Origin of the sequence: Micromonospora sp. NPDC085948 (assembly GCF_040686315.1) — a bacterium.
In the GTDB taxonomy this organism is placed as follows: domain Bacteria; phylum Actinomycetota; class Actinomycetes; order Mycobacteriales; family Micromonosporaceae; genus Micromonospora.
In genome coordinates, this window is record NZ_JBFBJW010000010.1 from 201,984 (window position 1) to 219,915 (window position 17,932).

Genomic DNA, 17,932 nt, shown 5'->3' on the forward strand with positions numbered 1-17,932 from the left:
TATACCCTACTAAGACTATAGGGTTTGCAGGGATTGCCTGATCGGAGAATCAGCGGAACCACCTCGGCTCAGTCCAGGTCGAGCAGGACCTTCCCGGCCACCCGGCGCTCTCGCAGCGCATCGGCCGCCTCGTCGAGGCGCTGCCACGAGCCACGCCAACCGATCGGCGCGCGCAGAGCTCCACGCGCCACCAGGTCCGCGAGCAGACCGAGATCCGACCCCGGGGCGGTGGCGTCGCCGAAGGACCGCAGGGTCCGTGCCGCACCCGGCGTGAAGGTGGAGTTCACCGGAAGGACGGCCGACTCGCCGGAGGCCCAGCCGATGCTGTGCAGCACCCCACCCGGGGCCAGCAGGCCCCAGGCGGCCACCAGGTGGGCGCCACCGACCGTCTCCAGCACCACGTCGACCGGGTCGGTGATCGCGTCGAGACCAACCACTACCTCGTCGGCGCCGAGGTCCGTCAGCCCCGCGCCGCGAGCCGGCGAGCCGACCACCGCGACCACGTACGCGCCACCGAGCCTGGCGAGTTGGACGGCGACCCGGCCCACTCCCCCGGACGCACCCGTGATCAGCACCCGACGGCCGAGAAGCGGCCCCGACGTCCGCAGGGTGCGCAGGGCGGTGAGGCCGACGGTGGGCAGCACGGCCAGCTCGGCCAGGTCGACGGCGGCGGACACCACCGCCACACTGTCCACGTCGAACACCGCCAGGCGGGCCCAGGCCCCCGGCCCGAAGGCGACCACCCGGTCACCCTCGCGGGGGCCGGACCCGTCGATGGCGCCGCGCACCACGTGACCCGCGGCGTCATGCCCGAGCACGGCGCCGGCCGGCCAGACGTCGAGGTGACGGATCTCGCCGGCGTTGACGCCGACGTGTCGCACCTCGACGAGAAGCTGCCCCGGTCCCGGAGTGGGATCGGGCACGCCCGTCACTCGGAACCCGGCGTGGGTGTCCGGAGCGGCGACGATCGCTTGCACGGCATCCTCCTGCGTACGGTTGGGGCGGGCGGGCACCCGGTCAGGCGGCTGGACGGCGGGACAGTCCGGGCTGGTCGCCGGCGAGACCGGCGTAGCGCCCCCGGTGGTAGAGCAGCGGCGAGCCGACGTCGGTGTGCCGAAGCACCTCCGGTTCGGCCAGCACGACGGCGTGATCCCCGACGGTCACCCGGTCGACGACCCGGCAGAGCAACCAGGCCAGGGTGTCGTCCAGGATCGGCACCTCCTCCGGACCGGTCCGCCAGCGGGTGGGTGCGGCGAACCGGTCGATGCCGCTCGTCGCGAAGGTCCGGGCCAGTTGTTGCTGGTGGTGGGCGAGCAGATGCACGGCCACGTGCCGGGCACGGGCCACCGCGGGCCAGCTCGACGACCCGAGGTTCAGGCAGAACGAGACGATCGGCGGCGCCAGCGACACCGAGGTGAACGACGTGGCGGTGAAGCCGACCGCGGGCGAGCCGGGAGCGGTGACCACCGTGACGGTACTGGCCTGGTGACGCAGCAAGGTCCGCAGCGCGTCGCTGTCGGCGTCGATCGGGGCGTCGGTGGACTGGGTCATGACGATCCTCCCGCAGGGGTGGGTGCGCAGGGGCTACGAACGGTCGGCCGAATCGACAGCCAGCCGCTCGTACGGGGTCTTCTCGCCGGCCTCGACCGCGATCGGCAGCCGGTTCTCCGCCGGGGGCAGCGGGCAGGTCGCGAAGTCGGTGTACGCGCACGGCAGGTTGGTGGCCCGGTTGAAGTCGAGCGTCACCAGACCCTGCTCGTCGGGTGCGGCGACGGCCAGGGACCGGTTGGCCGGATAGGTCGTGACGCCGGAGGTGGCGTCGGTGAACAGCACCGACAGGCTCCCGGGGGCGGCGCCGTTGAACGCGGTCAGGCGCAGCGGCACCCCGTCGACGGCGAACTCGATCTGACCGGGAGCGTCGTAGACGTGCGTGAGCCCCTCCACTGCCGCGCCGACAGTGGTGGGCCGAGGGCTGTCAAAGGGTACGAAGCGCCCGCTCAGGACCCACCGGTGATCGGGCGGATAGGTGGCGGTGCCCCGGTAGGCGACACGGAGAGGGTGATCCGGGCGCCGGGGACGGAGGATGTCGCGCCCACCCCGGCGGGCCACCTCCAGCACCCCACCCTCGAGGCCCACGGTGATGCCGCCACGCTCGGCGATCGGCCCGAACTCATGCCGATCCTGAACCTGGCGGCCGTCGACGACGAGTCGCTCGCCCGCACCGAGAGCCACCACGGGTCCCTCCTCGCCGGTGTGCCACTCCCCCGGCACGTCGGGGAACCGCTGCGGCCCCGGGGTCAGCCAGTGCAGATCGGTGACGGCAAGGAAGCCGTGGGGGTCGGCCCGAGCCTCCTCGTGGAGTCGATGCCACTCCCGCCAGGCCGCCTCGAAGTCGAGCCGGGGGTCCAAGGTCGTCGCTGATACGCCGTCGATGCTCATGGCAGGGTCCTCCTCGACGAGATGCACCGCCACGCGGGCGGGATGCGGGGTGCCGGGCGCGACAGTGCGCCGCGAACGAGAAAAGGGGCCGGCGAGGGCTGGGCAGCCGGTCAGGCCGGAATGGGCGCGCCGGGACAGAGCTGCGCGGCGACCCGCATCAGGTCGACGACCCGGCGGGAGGTGAACAACCGAAGCAGCGGCATGCCATCGAGTTTCCTACCAATGAAGTAGGAATTCAAGACCCCGGATCGAGTGAGGCACCGCGGCTCACCCCGTCCAGCGTCGACAGTGGACGGCAGCGGAGTACGATCCCGCTGCGCACCGCAGTGGTGATCTCCCGCCGACGACCCCTCGATAGGAGCCTGGCATGGCCGGTCCGGATGCCGAACTCGCCGCGAAACTCCAGCCCGACGTGCCGCACGCGGCTCGGATCTGGAACTACTGGATGGGCGGCAAGGACAACTTCCAGTCCGACCGGGCGGCCGGCGACGCGGTCGCCGAGGTCTACCCGGAGATCGTCCTCATGGCGCAGCAGTCGCGCGTGTTCCTGGTGCGGACCGTGCGTCACCTCGCGGCCGAGGCGGGCATCCGGCAGTTCCTGGACATCGGTACCGGCCTGCCCACCATGCAGAACACGCACGCGGTCGCGCAGAGCGTCGCGCCCGAGTCGCGGATCGTCTACGTCGACAACGACCCGATGGTGCTGGTGCACGCTCGGGCACTGCTGGCCAGCACGACCTCGGAGGGTGTCACCACCTACGTCCCGGCCGACTACCACGACCCGGAGAAGATCCTCGCCGAGGCGGCGCAGACGCTCGACTTCGACAAGCCCATCGCCGTCATGTACATGGGTGTGCTCGGCTACGAGCCGGACCTGGACGTGGTGCGTTCCATCGTCGGCCGGACGATGGACGCGATGCCCTCCGGGTCGCACCTGGTGCTCTGGGACGGCACGAACACCAGCCCGGCGGTGGTCTCCGGCGCGGAGCGGCTGGCGCAGAGCGGCGGGGTCCCGTACATCCTGCGCAGCCCGGAAGATCTCGCCACTTGCTTCGACGGGCTGACGATGGTGGAGCCCGGCCTGGTGCCGATCCCCCTCTGGCGACCGGAAGATTCCGACGCTGTCGGGATCGACGCCTACGGCGCGGTGGCACGCAAGCCCTGACCGACCTGACGTCCGTCCCGCCGCCGCCGTGGTGACCGCGACAGCGGGACGGACGTCGCTCACCCGTTACACGTCAGCGTCAACCCGTCGGGCACGGCGCTTGTCGACACGAGCAGGCCGAACCTCGCCACACCACCCGGCGCCAGCGTCCCGTTGTACGTGGCGTTGCGGACCGTCTGGTCGACGCCGACTGTCTCCAGCACCCCACCCCAGACGTTCTCGACCCGCTCGTCTCCGGACCACCGCCAGGAGACGCGCCACCGGTCCAGCGGCTGGCTTCCGATGTTCTGCACGGTGGCCGTGACGACGAAACCGCTGCCCCACCGGGCGTCGATCGAGGCCGTCGCACGGCACGAGGTCAGCGCCGCGGTCCGGGCCGATCCGAAGATGAACGGATCCCGCTTGCCGTCGGGGGCGGTGAACCGGTACCAGTACTCGGTGTTGGGCGTCAGCCCGTCGACTGTCACCGCGCCGGTCCGCTCCGGCCCGGAGACGGCCGTCGCCACCGGCGCCCTCCACTGCTGGGCGTCCTCGCGGCTGGCGAAGAGGCTGAGGGTCAGCGGCGGGTCGTAGCCGCAGGGCGGGCGGAAGAAGATCGAGTACGAGATGGTCACGCTCGTGGTGGTGACAGCGGTGACGCCGGCGCCGATCGGCAGGGCCGGCGGGCAGGCGAACGTGGGAGTGGGTATCGGCGTGGGCGTGGGTGCCGCAGTGGGCGTGGGCGTGGCTATCGGAGTGGGCGTGGGCGCCGCCGTGGGTGCCGACGTGGCCGACGGTGTCGGTTCTGGTGCCGCCTCCGCGACGGCGGTCCCGGCCCAGGCGGCCAGCGCCATGGTCGTGACGGCGAGGAACGTGCGAAGCATCGGTGCCTCCGTGGTCTAGCAGGCACCGAGGACCGAGGTGGTGGCCGGTGCCGCGCTCGGGTGTCCGACCGCCGACGAGGGCTGCCCGGCACGGGTGACCCAGCCACCTCGTGCGCCCTGCGGGCCGGAGAAGATGCGGTGCGCGCCGGCTCCCGAGCACGACCGAACCCCAGCATGGCAGTCGGCGAGCATCGATACAACCCGATCCCGATCTCGTCGAGCATCGTCCGCTTTCTCGTCGCCGTAGGGACACCCGCCGGGTGCCCGAACCCCGAATGATCCATTGCGGTCTATTCCTTCGGACACGGGAGCACACCATGCTCGACGCAAGCAGCACAACCCGGCGACCCCGGGTGGTGCGGGCACTGATCGCGGCCGGCGCTGCGGCAGCGCTGGCCGCTGCCGCGCTGGCCGCACCGACCCCCGCCGTCGCCGCCGTCAGCCGAGCCGAGTTGGCCCTCCGCTGGGCGCCCATCCACTACCAGGACGTCGATGCCACCGGCAGCCACGCCCTGAGTGGCCAGTCGGACTACCTGACCTCTGTCGACTTCGACGGCGACCTGGCCGGACGCAACAACTGGGACCGGGCTGGCCAGGCCGGCACCGCACATGCCGCGCACGTGTACTACTCCGTCGTGGAGACGAGCACCCACTGGTACATCACGTACTTCTTCTTCCACCCCCGCGACTGGACCGACCATCCGTTCTTCGAGACCGAGCACGAGAACGACGGTGAGGGCGCGCTGTTCGCGATCGAGCGCGACGGTTCCACGTACGGCGTTCTCCGCTCGGCCGTCACGGTCGCGCACAGTGACTTCTTCTCCTACACGCCGACCGGCAGCACCTGGACCAACGGCGGGGAGAGCATCGACGGCACCCTGCGGTTCCAGGCGTCGCCGCACGACACGTTCCAGCACCCGGTGACGGCGCAGGAGGCGCAGGGCCACGGACTCAAGGCGCACCCGCAGTACGACATCAACGGCGACGGCCTGGTCTACTACCCGTCGACCGTCGCCGAGACGCCGAGCAGCAGCAACGACCGCGACGTGCGCTATCGGCTGATCGACATCTTCGCCGCCGGCGGCCTGTGGGCGCAGCGGTCCAACGCGAGCCTGTTCGCCAGCCTGGGCACGTTCGCCGGTGACACGTCCGGCGACTGCGGCGTCGGCACCTGGAGCTGTTCGACTAACTCGGCAAACGCGCCCTGGGGCTGGGACGACGGCAACGACGCCCCCGCGCGTGGCGAGATCGCCAGCGACCCGGCGAAACTGTCGGCCGCGTACTTCACGGTGCCGGCTGGCCAGGCTCGCACCTACAGCTACAACCCGTACGCCAGCGCGGCGGCGGCCCTCGCCGAGGCGGCGAGGACGGTGCCACCGACCGTCGACTGATCTTCTCGTCTCCCCGGGGTCGGGCCGTCCTGGCCCGTCACCGGGGAGACGAACCGACCCGCACCCGGTCGCTCCCGTCGTCGGAGAGGAAGGACGCCAGCGCCTGTCCCTGCTCGGTCACCGCGACCCGATCCGCTCGGGAAAGGCCGCGTAGTGGACTGACGGTCACCGTGCCCGAATCGACGGTCCAGGTCGCCGCGACCCGTCCGTCGACGAGCACCACACGTTCGCCGGCTACCGAGAGGCCACGGTGGGCGTCGTCGATGATGCGGCTGCGGTCGTCGTAGCCGAGGATCGCGTTGTCGAACGCCGGCAGGAACCGTACCGGGGCGGCTGTCTCCGGGTCGGGGCGCGGCGCGTCGGGAAGGTCGATCAGCTTGCGGCCACGGTCGTCGCGGAAGGTCACCAGCTCGTCCCGCATCGCGGCAACCGTCGCCGGCAGCCCGGCGAGGCCGCACCAGGCCCGCAGGTCGGCCGTGGCCGCCGGGCCGAACGCGGCCAGATAGCGGCGTACGAGCAGTTGGCCGACCGGATCGGTGCCCTCCGCCGCCGGCGGCGCGATCTCCCGGCCGAGCCACGCGGAGAGCAGGACGTGGCGCGCGCCCGCCTTCGACCGCCACACCCCGCGCGGCGGCAGTTGTGTCATCGGGAGCAGCGCGATCGCCATCTCACCCAGTGCCCGCATCCCCGCCGTCGGCCAGCGCTCGCCGAGCGCACGCCCGATCTCGGGCATCGAGCGGGGCTCGCCGTCGGCCACCAACGCCCGGGCGGCAGCGGCGAGTTCGTCGAGGTCCACCCCGTCGAGCTCGGCACGGTAGACCCCGAGCACGCGCTGGCGCAGCATGGCGTCGTGCCGGGGACGCCAGGCCACGGCGTCGTCGGCGACGACCAGGTGGACGGTGCGACGCATGAGGTGGGTACGCACCACGTGTCGCTCGATCAGCAGGGTGGAGAGAACCGTCGGGTCGAACGCGCGCAGCCGCGACCACAGCCCGACGAACGGCTCCTGCGGCTCCTGCGCCTGGAGGCCACCGAGGTGGGCGACGGCGTCGAGCGCCGGCAGGTCGCTGCGGTCGAGCAGCAACTGCCGGGCGAGCGTCGCGCGGTTGAGCGCCCGGGTGTCGAGAACGGTCATCGGGTCCCTTCGGTCGACCTCATTGTCCGACCGAGGGTGACAGTTTCGGGCGAGGGCGGATCACCCGCTCCGGGCAGGACGCGAATGCGCCCCGTCCGGCGGTACCGGTGGGAAGCGGGCCAGGCCTCGTCACGGTGGGGGGCCAGGCCTGGTCACGGTCGGGGGCGGACCGGTGTCTGGGCGCGGAAGGGCTGGCCGGGGCCTCGGGAGGGCACGGCGTGATCTGGTGATGTAGGACTAGATCGTTGCCCGGGGAAGTAGGCGGATCTGGCTTCCAACGCGGCGGATTCCGTTTCGGCATATGTGTGGGTGCCGGTGTTCACTCGCGTCGGTGGTAGTGGTTGCGGCGGGGGATCTGGTTGGGGTCGAGCCAGGCGGGTGGAATGAATTCGGGGTGACCGTCGCCGCCGAGTTGCACGGCCCAGTTGCTGTGGTGCAGGTGTCGGTGGTGGTGGCCGCAGAGCAGGACGGCGTTGGTGAGGTTGGTGGCGCCGCCGTCGGCCCAGTGGTGGATGTGGTGGGCGTCGCACCACCGGGGTGGGCGGTCGCAGCCGGGGAAGGCGCAGCCGCGGTCGCGCAGGACGAGGGCGCGGCGCAGCGCGCCGGTGACGAGTCGCCGTTGTCGGCCCAGGTCGAGCGGTTGACCGGTGCTGTCGAGGACGGCCGGGAGGATCGCCGCGTCGCAGGCGAGCCGGCGGATCGTCTCGGGCGTGAGCTGGAGGCCGGTGTCGAGGGTGCCGGCACCGAGGTGCCCCGCGAGGGCGTCGAAGCTGGTGGTGACGACGAGTTGCGCGGGGTCGCCGCCGTGCTCGGGTAGGTCGCTGGTGCGCAGGGTGAGGCGGCAGAGGTCGGCGAGGGCGTCGTGGCGGCGTTGCCCGGGGGCGCGGTGGTCGTCGGGGCCAGACGGTGCGGTCAGTGGGTCGATCGCGGCGCGAAGCAGGCCGGCGGTTTCGCTGTCGAGGACGCCGGTGAGGCGCAGGCGGCCGTCGGTCAGTGTGGAGAGGGTGAGGTGGCGGTCGCGGGCGGCGCGGCAGGCGTCGGCTTCGAGGGCGGCTCGGGCAGCGGCGTCGGCGATGTCGGGGGCGACGTGCTCGAGGATGCGGGTGCCGAGTGTGCGCAGCAGGGTGGGGTCGAACTGGCCAGCCCAGTCGACCAGAACGCCGACGGCCTTGTCGGCTGCCTGCGCACCGGCCGCGGTGTGCACGGTGGCGACGGTGTCGGCGATGACCCGGGCCTGTTCGACGGTGATGTCCCCGTGGGCCAGCGCGGCGCGTATCCCGGGGTTGGCGGTGTCCAGGGCGGCGGCGAGGTCGACGAGGCGGCGGGCGGCGGGGACGGTGAGGTGAAGTCGCTCGCGCAGCCACACCGCGGTGCTGGAAGCGCCCCGCGCGTGGGCGGTGCCGCGACCGTCGATCTCACGGACCAGGGCGAGTGTGACGGCGGCGAGGCGTCGCTCCAGGCGGTGCGCGGCGTCGAGGGCCGCGACCAGCTCACCGTCGGTGAGGGGCCAGGTGGCGTCGTCGACGCAGGCGGCGACCACGTCGTCCGCCTGCGCCAACTCCTCGACCATGACCAAACACTAGAACACCCGTACGACAGCTTCACTTATCAAGATCGATTGATCGGGGGCTCCGCTGGCGCTGTCAGGTTCGCGGGCTGACCGCCCGCACGCCAGGCCGTGGCGAATCGAGCATCGGGCGGGCGAACTCGAGGGGCAACGATTAGTGCTTGCCCACGAAGATCCCGATGCCGTTGGCGACCAGACGCTCCGTACCGTCGGACGGGCTGTTGCGGGCGGTGGCCGCGGCCTGGCCCGGCTCGCGGACGGCGATCGTGCTCGAACCGCCGCCGTCCAGGTTCACCGCGTCGTGGGCGCCGAGCGAGCGCATCAGATCGGCGAGCTCGGCGATCGTGAAGCCGGCGCTGGCCGGGGCACGCCCGGCCAGGACGACGAGGTAGACCGTCCGGCCGTCCGGGCTGACACCGGCCGAGCTGCGGACCGCGGCGGTCTTGGTGTCCAGGCCGGCCAGCGGCGCACCGTCGCGCAGGATCGGCGCGCCGCCGACCGCGAACGTCAGCTTCGGTTCGCCGGTGGAGTCGAGCTTCTCCCGCACCTGCAGGTGGTCGCCGACGGCGAGGTCGTCGAGCGTGTCCGCGCCACCCTCGCGGCCGACCAGCACCTGGGTGTCGGCCGGGATCGCGCCCGCGCCGGGCGTCGAGCCCACGGCGGTCACCACGCCACCACGTACGGTCACCTCGTAGGTGTGGGCGCTGCACGGGTCGCTGCGGCTGGTGTCGGTGCCACAGGTCGACCGGATTCGGGAGGCGGCACCCCACTCGGAGGTGAACAGGCCGACCCCGCCGACCGGCAGCGCGTACTGGTTGAGCCCGCTGAGGGCGATCGTGCCCTTGGTGCTACGCACCTCGCCGTTCAGGCTCAGGGTGTCGACGCGCGCCTTGCCGTTGACGCCCACGCCGAACACGTCCCGGGTCGAGGTGCCGGGGGCGAGACCGGGGCCGAAGCGCTGCGCGGTCGGGACCGCGAACTTCAACCCCTCGCCGTCGGCGATCTCCGGACCGGACGACGAGTAGGTGGGCGTGACGCCGGCGTGGGTCTCGCTGTTGTTGAAGAAGTCGCCGTTCACGCCGGCGATGGCGCCCTGGTCGTTGGCCATCGATGAGATGACCTTGCGTTGCGCGACCGCGTCGGGGTGCAGCAGGTCCAGGGAGACCTTGTTCTTCTTCAGGTCGGCCGTGAGCAGGTAGCCGACGGTGACGCCCCGGGGCGTGGTGACCTGGAACGACTCGTACGTGACGCCCGGGGCGAGTTGCTCGGTCGAGGTGACGGTGATCGGCGTGCCGGATACGGTTGCCGCCGAGGCGGGGGCTGCGCCGGCGGGCGTCACGAGCGCGCTCAGCCCTGCGGCGAGCAGCAGGGCCAGACTCGGGCGCACGAGGTTGAAGGGCCGCACTGCGCTCCTCTCTTGGTGCGTCCTCCTGGCCTACGCCGGGATGGTCGAGCCGGACCGGCGCTTGACCGGACCGGCGATGATCGTCTCGACCAGCCGATCAGGCGAGGGTGAACAGCAGAGGCGGGCGACGTGAACCCAGCACACCGCCTTGATCAACTGCGGGCGCCGTCCCGGGGCGCCAAAAACTTTTGTGCACTTCCTACAACTGAGCGACGGTGGGTTCGGTGGTTGCGCCATAGCGCTGGCCGCCGCCAGCCGGAAGGGTGATCACTACTGGGAGCCGTCGTCTCGCGGCACCCGGTTCGAGGTCTAGCTAAGGGGTCAGTCGGGTGTTCAACCGTGTCGCCATCGTCAACCGAGGTGAAGCCGCCATGCGGCTCATCCACGCGGTCCACGAGCTGGCTGCGGAAACCGGCAGACGGCTCGAAACCGTTGCTCTTTACACCGACGTCGACCGTACCGCCACCTTCGTCCGCGAAGCGGACATCGCCTACGATCTCGGTCCGGCATCCGCCCGCCCATACCTCGACCTGGCGGTGCTCGAACGCGCGCTGATCGAGACCGGGGCCGACGCCGCCTGGGTCGGCTGGGGTTTCGTCGCCGAGGATCCGGCCTTCGCGGAGCTGTGCGAGAAGATCGGCGTCACGTTCGTCGGGCCGAGCGCGGACGCGATGCGCCAACTCGGCGACAAGATCGGCTCGAAGCTGATCGCGGAGAAGGTCGGTGTGCCGGTCGCGCCGTGGAGCCGTGGAGCCGTCGAGACCCTGGACGCCGCACGCGCCTCGGCGGCCCAGGTCGGCTACCCGCTGATGCTGAAGGCGACCGCGGGCGGCGGTGGACGCGGCATCCGCGTGATCCGCAACGAGGCCGAACTCGACGACGCGTACGAGCGCACCAGCCAGGAAGCGGCGCGGGCGTTCGGCAGCGGCATCGTGTTCCTGGAGCGCCTGGTCACCGGAGCCCGGCACGTCGAGGTCCAGGTGATCGCCGATGGGCAGGGCACGGCATGGGCGCTCGGTGTCCGCGACTGCTCGGTGCAGCGACGCAACCAGAAGGTCATCGAGGAGTCGGCCTCGCCCGTGCTCGACGCGGCACAGGCGGCCGAGCTCAAGTCGTCGGCCGAGCGACTGGCCATCGCGGTCGGTTACCGGGGCGCGGCGACCGTCGAGTTCCTGTACCACCCCGGCGATCGACTGTTCGCGTTCCTCGAGGTCAACACCCGCCTCCAGGTCGAGCACCCGATCACCGAGTTGACCACCGGGTTCGACCTGGTCAAGGCGCAACTGCACGTCGCCTCCGGTGGGCGCCTCGACGGCACGCCGCCGGCCGAGCGCGGGCACGCCATCGAGGCGCGGCTGAACGCCGAGGATCCCGACCGTGACTTCGCGCCGTCGCCCGGCCGCATCGCGCGGCTGGACCTGCCCAGCGGCCCGGGCATCCGGGTGGACACCGGCGTCAGCGAGGGCGACACCATCCCGGCCGACTTCGACTCGATGATCGCGAAGATCATCGCGTACGGCCGCGACCGCGACGAGGCGCTCGGCAAGCTGCGTCGGGCGATGGCGAAAACCACGGTGATCATCGAGGGCGGCGCGACGAACAAGAGCTTCGTGCTCGACCTGCTCGACCAGCCCGAGGTGATCGACGCCAGCGCGGACACCGGCTGGATCGACCGCGTCCGCGGTGAGGGCCGGCTGGTCACGCACCGCCACTCCGCGGTCGCGCTGGCGGCAGCCGCCATCGAGTCGTACGAGGAGGAGGAGCGCGTCGAACGGCAGCGTCTGCTGTCGACGGCGTCCGGTGGGCGCCCGCAGGTGCAGCACGCCAGCGGCCGGCCGTTGGACCTCAAACTGCGTGGCGTCAGTTATCGCACGCGCGTGGCGCGGGTCGGTGCGCACCGGTTCCGGGTCGGCATCGAGGCGGGCACCGCCGTGCGCACCGCCGACGTCGAGCTGGACCGCTTCGACCGGCACACCGGTCAGATCGTCGTCAACGGCATCCGGTACCGCCTGCTCACCGGCACCCACGGGCCGACCCACCTGGTCGAGGTGGACGGTGTGACGCACCGGGTCAGCCGTGACGAGGGCGGCGTCCTGCGCTCCCCGATGCCGGCGCTCGTCGTCGCCACGCCGCTGGAGGTCGGCGCCGAGGTCGAGGCGGGCGCACCGGTACTGGTGCTGGAAGCCATGAAGATGGAGACGGTGCTGCGGGCGCCGTTCAAGGCGCGGTTGAAGGAGTGCGCCGTCTCGGTGGGCAACCAGGTGGAGGCGGGTGCGCCCCTGCTGCGCCTGGAGCCGCTCGCGGACGAGGCCGACGACACCACGGCCGACCCGACCGGCGAGGCCGTCGAGCTGGACCTGCCCACCGCCGCCGAGGACGTTCCGGCGTCCACGCACAGCAGGCGCGGTCAGGAGGACCTGCGCGGCCTGCTCCTCGGCTACGACGTCGACCCGCACGACGACCGTCGGGTGCTCGACGACTACCTCACGGCCCGCCGGGCCGCCGCCGAGGCCGGTACGCGGCCGCTGGCCGCGGAACTCGATCTCATCGAGGTGTTCGCCGACCTCGCCGAGTTGAGCCGTAACCGGCCGACGGGCGAGGACGGCGGCGCCGCGCACGTGCACAGCGCCCGGGAGTACTTCCACACCTACCTGCAGAGCCTCGACGTCGAGCGGGCCGGGCTGCCGGACGCCTTCCAGACCAAGCTCGCCAAGGCGCTCGGCCACTACGGTGTCACCGATCTGGAGCGCTCCCCCGCACTCGAGGCCGCCGTCTTCCGGATCTTCCTCGCCCAGCAGCGGGCGTCCGCCGACGCCACGGTCGTCGCGACGCTGCTTCGCGCGTGGCTGGAGGAAACCCCGCCGAACGAGGCGCTTCGCGAGCCCGTCGGCCTCGCGCTGGAACGGCTGATCGCCGCCACGCAGGTCCGCTTCCCCGTGATCGCCGACCTCGCCCGGGGCGTGGTGTTCGCCTGGTTCGCCCAGCCGTTGCTGCGTCGCAACCGCGCCCGCGTCTACGCCGGGGTCCGGGGGCACCTGCGGCACCTGGACGCCCACCCGGACGCGCCGGACCGCGCCGAGCGCATCGCCGAGATGGTCCGCAGCACCGAACCACTGGTCCGGCTGCTCGGCCAGCGGCTCGTCCGCGACCACCTCGACAACGCGGTCATGCTGGAGGTGCTGACCCGGCGGTACTACGGCAACCGGGCTCTCACCAGTGTGCGTACCCAGGAGGCCGCGGGCTGCACGTTCGTGGTGGCCGAGCGCGCCGATTCGAGCGTCGTCTCCGCCGCGGTGCGCTTCGACGCGCTGGGCGGCGCGCTGCGCGGCCTGGCCGAGCTGGCCAGCGACGAGGACTCCGTCGACGCCGACATCTACCTCGGCTGGGAGAACCAGCCGGAGGACTTCGACGCGATGGCGGCCGCGCTGGCCGAGGCCGTCGCCGCGCACCCGCTGCCGCCGCAGGTCCGTCGGGTGACCACCACCGTCGCGGGTCGCGGCGGGGCGGTCATGCACCACCACTTCACCTTCCGCCCGTCGGACGACGCGATGGCCGAGGACCGGTTGATCCGGGGCCTGCACCCCTACATCGCGCAGCGGATGCATCTGGAGCGGCTGCACAAGTTCGACCTGACCCGGCTGCCGTCGTCCGACGAGGAGGTCTACCTCTTCCAGTGCGTGGCGCGGGACAACCGGGCGGACGAACGCCTGGTCGCGTTCGCGCAGGTCCGTGACCTGACCGAGCTTCGCGAGCAGGACGGCCGCCTGGTGGCGCTGCCGACGGCCGAGGACGCCATCGCGGCGTGCCTCGACTCGATCCGCCGCGCCCAGTCGCTGCGACCGTCGAAGACCCGCTTCAACACCAACCGGATCGTGCTCTACGTCTGGCCGCCGAGCGAGCTGACCCGCGAGGAGATGGAGATGATCGCCGGGCGCGTCCGCCCGACGACCGTCGGCGCCGGCCTGGAGGAGATCCTGTTCGTCGCGCGGCAGCGGGACCGCCGGACCGGCGAGCTGAGCAAGATCGCCGTACGGATCTCGTTCGACGCCGCGGGCGGCGCGGAGCTGGCCGTCGGTGAGCCGCCGGTCGAGCCGATCGAGCCGCTCGACGAGTACCGGCTGAAGGTGCTGCGGGCGAGCAGCCGTAACACCGTGTACCCGTACGAGTTGACCGGTCGCCTCGGTGACTTCGTCGAGCACGACCTCGACGACGAGCACGTGTTGGTGCCGGTGGACCGGCCGAAGGGGCGCAACAGCGCCGCCATCGTCGCCGGGGTGGTCACCACGCCGACCGAGCGGCACCCGCAGGGCGTCACCCGGGTGGTCCTGCTCGGCGACCCGACCAAGGCGCTGGGCGCCCTGTCCGAGCCGGAGTGCCGGCGCGTGATCGCCGCACTGGACCTCGCGGAGCGGATGAACGTGCCCCTGGAGTGGTGGGCGCTGTCCGCCGGGGCGCGCATCTCGATGACCACCGGTACGGAGAACATGGACTGGGTGGCCGCGGCCCTGAAGCGGATCGTCGAGTTCACCCAGGCCGGCGGTGAGATCAACATCGTGGTCGCGGGCATCAACGTCGGCGCCCAGCCGTACTGGAACGCCGAGGCGACGATGCTCATGCACACCAAGGGCATCCTGGTGATGACGCCCGACTCGGCGATGGTGCTCACCGGCAAGCAGTCGCTCGACTTCTCCGGTGGCGTGTCCGCCGAGGACAACTTCGGCATCGGCGGCTACGACCGGGTGATGGGGCCGAACGGGCAGGCGCAGTACTGGGCGCCGAACCTGACGGCCGCGCGGGACGTGGTGATGTCGCACTACGACCACACGTACGTCGCGCCCGGTGAGGACGCGCCCCGACGGGCAGCCACCACCGACCCGACCGACCGCGACATCTCCGACTTCCCCCACGACGTGGCGGGCAGTGCCTTCCGCACCGTCGGGGAGATCTTCTCCGTCGAGCACAACCCGGACCGCAAGAAGCCGTTCGACATCCGTACGGTGATGCGCGCCCTCTCCGACCAGGACCACCCGGCGCTGGAGCGGTGGGCGGGCATGGCCGACGCGGACACCGCCGTCGTACAGGACATCCACCTCGGTGGCATCCCGGTGTGCCTGCTCGGCATCGAGTCCCGGTCGGTGCCTCGGCACGGCTTCCCGCCCACCGACGGCCCGGACACCTACACCGCGGGCACGCTGTTCCCCCGCTCGTCGAAGAAGGCGGCGCGGGCGATCAACACGGCCAGCGGCAACCGACCCCTCGTGGTGCTGGCGAACCTGTCCGGCTTCGACGGCTCACCGGAGTCGATGCGCAAGCTGCAACTGGAGTACGGCGCCGAGATCGGCCGGGCGATCGTCAACTTCCAGGGGCCGATCGTCTTCTGTGTGATCTCGCGCTACCACGGCGGCGCGTTCGTGGTGTTCTCGAAGGCACTGAACCCGAACATGACGGTGCTCGCCCTGGAGGGTTCGTTCGCGTCGGTGCTCGGTGGCGCACCCGCGGCCGCGGTGGTGTTCGCCGCCGACGTCAACGCCCGCACGGCGGCCGACCCCCGGGTGCGGGACCTGGAGGCGCGCGCCGCCGCCGTGGCCGGCACCGAACGCGCCGCGCTGACCGCGGAACTCGACGAGCTGCGTTCGTCGGTGCGCGCGGAGAAGCTCGGCGAGGTGGCCACGGAGTTCGACCGGGTGCACAACATCCAGCGCGCCGTCGAGGTCGGCTCGGTGGACGCGGTCGTCCGCGCCGCCGAACTGCGTCCGCGCATCATCGAGGCCATCAAGGCCCGTCTGGGCTGACGCCACGGGTGGCGCCGACCGGGGACCGGCCTGATCAGGCTGGTCCCCGGTCGAGCACCGCGAATCCGGTGACGCGGGCATCGTTGGCGGGGTCCTGGACGTGCAGCCCGTCGCGCGAGTCGAAGGTGACGGGACCGGACGCGCTCTCGATCCGGTAGGTGCGGCGGCCCTCGCTGTCCCGTTGGTCGGTCTCAACGAAGCGGAAGAGCTGCCCCTCCGCCTCCGGGGCGCAGACGGCGACCACGAGGGTCGGCGGCCCGCCCGTGTCGCGGCGTACCCCCACGCACGAGTTGTCGGCGAAGGCGGTCCTGATCTGGTGACGGGCACCGGCCGGGACGGGGACGAAGACGCTGCGCTCGGTCAGCCGCACGTTACCGACGACCTTCCCGTCCGCCCCGACCACGAGGTACGCCGGTGGACCCGACTCCATCGCGATGGCGACCTTGCGCGTACCCGAGAAGACGCCGTCGCCCGACGGCGACGCCTCCTCCGCGGACGGTGACGCCGACGGGCTCGACGGCGACGACGGTGGCACCGTCGGGTTCGCGGCGGGCGTGCTGGGGACGTCCTGCGTCGGCGCCGCGCACGCCGATACGCCGAGCGTGAGGGCGGTGACGGTCGTGATGAGGCCGGTACGCAACACGAGTTCCTCCAGGGTGGTCGGTGGGAATGCTCTACCTGGGACACACCGCTGTGGTCCCGCCGATTGCACCCGGGTCAGGTGCAATCCGCGGCCGGCCCCGGGTGTGTCTGTGGTGGAGGACCCGCGACCACAGGAGGTGCCGTGCGAGGCGACCAGCCGGACGACCGTGCCGCCTTCGACCGGTTCTTCCAGACCTGCTACGGCCGGATCAGCGCGCAGATCCACGCGTATCTCGGCGACCGGGCCGAGGCCGAGGACGTGAGCCAGGAGGCGTTCCTGCGGGCCTGGCAGAAGTGGCGCGACATCTCCTCGTACGACGATCCGGTCGCGTGGGTGCGCCGGGTGGCCTGGAACCTCGCCACCAACCGGCTGCGTCGGCTCACCGTCGCGGCCCGCGCGTTACGCCGCCAGCCCGTCGTGCCGCCCGTACCGGCGGTCCAGCCGGACCACGTGGCGCTTGTCGCCGCCCTGCGTACGCTGCCCGAGCGGCAGCGCCGGGTGATCGTGCTGCACTACATCGCCGACCTGCCGACCGCCGAGATAGCCGCCAGCCTCGGCGTACCGCAGGGCACGGTGGTGTCGTGGCTGCACCGCGGCCGGGCGAAACTGGCGGAGCATCTGAGCGAAACGTCGAGCGGAGAGGCGGTCACGTCGTGACACCCCCGGAGCCGGATCCCGGTCGAGACGCCGTCGCCGGTTTCATGCTGCGGTCGTACGCCGACAGCGGCCACCTGTCGTTCGCCGCGCCCTCGGCCGACGTGATCGTGCGCCGGGCCCGGCGTCGTACCAGGACGAAGGTCGCGCTGTCCTTCGCCGCGGTGGTGGCGGTCGCCGCCGGGAGCATCGCGACGATCACCCGACTGGGTCCCGATCCGGACCGGGACCCACCGATCATCGGGCCCACCCCGACGCCGTCGGTGAGCGTCTCCCCCACGCCGGCGCCACCGCCCACACCGGCGACGACGTCGCCCTCGACACCACCACCCGACCGGCGGACCCCGTCGCGGTCGTCGTCACCGACCGGCACACCGAGCGCGACCGGCAGCGCTCCGACGCCGCTGAGCGTGCGCGGCGTCGACTGGGCGAACGCCACGATCACCATGACGGCGTCGGCGGGCGACGAGTGCCTGACCGGCAGGATCCGCTTCGTCGACGGCAGGGGCGGCCAGCCGGGCGACGCTCCGCACATCAGGATCTCGTCCTCGTACGACGAGGGCGGCGCGACGTTCGGCGACCTGAACGGTGACGGCCGCGACGAGGCGGTCGTGTACGGGTCCTGTCTGGCCGGCGCCGGCGACGAGGACGCCTCCGGTCAGGTCCTGGTCGTCACCGGGCGCAGCGGCCAACTGGTCGGCAGTTGGGTCGGGCCGGTGGCCGAGGTGGTCGACGACGTGGAGGTCACCGGCGGGCGGCTGGTCATCTCCTCGACCAAGAAGTACGCCGAGCCCGAGGTGCCGGTGGATCGCACCTATCGCTGGACGGGCACCCGCTACGCCCAGAGTTGAGCGACGGCGCCCACCCACGCCGAACAG

At 72.0% G+C, this 17,932-nt stretch carries 13 protein-coding genes; 5 read left to right on the top strand and 8 right to left on the bottom strand.

The features are described from left to right. Positions 1-68: 68 nt before the first annotated feature. The 3 genes from AB0O48_RS24205 to AB0O48_RS24215 are packed head-to-tail and all read right to left on the bottom strand — an operon-like array spanning position 69 to position 2,439. Positions 69-977 (bottom strand): zinc-binding dehydrogenase, encoded by a 909-nt coding sequence (locus AB0O48_RS24205; protein ID WP_357571088.1) that lies wholly within the window; start codon positions 975-977, stop codon positions 69-71. A 40-nt stretch (positions 978-1,017) separates the two neighbouring features. Then, complete coding sequence (locus tag AB0O48_RS24210; protein WP_357250178.1) at positions 1,018-1,551, bottom strand: flavin reductase family protein; 534 nt, start codon at positions 1,549-1,551, stop codon at positions 1,018-1,020. A 33-nt stretch (positions 1,552-1,584) separates the two neighbouring features. After that, complete coding sequence (locus tag AB0O48_RS24215) at positions 1,585-2,439, bottom strand: DUF1684 domain-containing protein (protein ID WP_357571089.1); 855 nt, start codon at positions 2,437-2,439, stop codon at positions 1,585-1,587. Between the two features lie 367 nt (positions 2,440-2,806). Here AB0O48_RS24215 and AB0O48_RS24220 point away from each other — a divergent pair, with 367 nt between their 5' ends. Continuing rightward, on the top strand, positions 2,807-3,604 hold the full coding sequence (locus tag AB0O48_RS24220; protein WP_357571090.1) for an SAM-dependent methyltransferase: 798 nt from the start codon (positions 2,807-2,809) through the stop codon (positions 3,602-3,604). Between the two features lie 59 nt (positions 3,605-3,663). Here the strand turns inward: AB0O48_RS24220 and AB0O48_RS24225 are convergent, their stop codons facing one another. After that, complete coding sequence (locus AB0O48_RS24225) at positions 3,664-4,467, bottom strand: cellulose binding domain-containing protein (protein ID WP_357571092.1); 804 nt, start codon at positions 4,465-4,467, stop codon at positions 3,664-3,666. A gap of 317 nt (positions 4,468-4,784) precedes the next feature. Between AB0O48_RS24225 and AB0O48_RS24230 the strand changes: the two genes are divergently transcribed. Next, on the top strand, positions 4,785-5,858 hold the full coding sequence (locus AB0O48_RS24230; protein ID WP_365068485.1) for a hypothetical protein: 1,074 nt from the start codon (positions 4,785-4,787) through the stop codon (positions 5,856-5,858). A 37-nt stretch (positions 5,859-5,895) separates the two neighbouring features. On the opposite strand, the gene AB0O48_RS24235 is transcribed toward AB0O48_RS24230, so the two are convergent. From AB0O48_RS24235 to AB0O48_RS24245, 3 genes are all read right to left on the bottom strand, one after another. Then, positions 5,896-6,993, bottom strand: a complete 1,098-nt coding sequence (locus AB0O48_RS24235) for a winged helix DNA-binding domain-containing protein (protein WP_357571095.1) — start codon at positions 6,991-6,993, stop codon at positions 5,896-5,898. A gap of 319 nt (positions 6,994-7,312) precedes the next feature. Then, positions 7,313-8,563 carry a DUF222 domain-containing protein gene (locus tag AB0O48_RS24240; protein WP_357250195.1) on the bottom strand — a complete coding sequence of 417 codons (1,251 nt, stop codon included), beginning with the start codon at positions 8,561-8,563 and terminating at the stop codon, positions 7,313-7,315. A gap of 151 nt (positions 8,564-8,714) precedes the next feature. Continuing rightward, complete coding sequence (locus AB0O48_RS24245; RefSeq protein ID WP_365068488.1) at positions 8,715-9,965, bottom strand: phosphodiester glycosidase family protein; 1,251 nt, start codon at positions 9,963-9,965, stop codon at positions 8,715-8,717. A gap of 329 nt (positions 9,966-10,294) precedes the next feature. Here AB0O48_RS24245 and AB0O48_RS24250 point away from each other — a divergent pair, with 329 nt between their 5' ends. Continuing rightward, positions 10,295-15,757: a carboxyl transferase domain-containing protein gene (locus tag AB0O48_RS24250; RefSeq protein WP_365068490.1), complete on the top strand. Its 5,463-nt coding sequence runs from the start codon at positions 10,295-10,297 to the stop codon at positions 15,755-15,757. Positions 15,758-15,791: 34 nt separating this feature from the next. Here the strand turns inward: AB0O48_RS24250 and AB0O48_RS24255 are convergent, their stop codons facing one another. Beyond that, positions 15,792-16,397, bottom strand: coding sequence for a hypothetical protein (locus AB0O48_RS24255; RefSeq protein ID WP_357250203.1), 606 nt, complete (start codon positions 16,395-16,397; stop codon positions 15,792-15,794). A gap of 144 nt (positions 16,398-16,541) precedes the next feature. Between AB0O48_RS24255 and AB0O48_RS24260 the strand changes: the two genes are divergently transcribed. Beyond that, the gene (locus tag AB0O48_RS24260; RefSeq protein ID WP_357250206.1) at positions 16,542-17,057 is read left to right on the top strand and encodes a SigE family RNA polymerase sigma factor; all 516 of its coding nucleotides are present in this window, start codon (positions 16,542-16,544) and stop codon (positions 17,055-17,057) included. Next, positions 17,054-17,905 (top strand): hypothetical protein, encoded by an 852-nt coding sequence (locus AB0O48_RS24265; RefSeq protein WP_357571101.1) that lies wholly within the window; start codon positions 17,054-17,056, stop codon positions 17,903-17,905. The genes AB0O48_RS24260 and AB0O48_RS24265 overlap by 4 nt, the downstream gene beginning before the upstream one ends. The last annotated feature ends 27 nt before the right edge of the window (positions 17,906-17,932 follow it).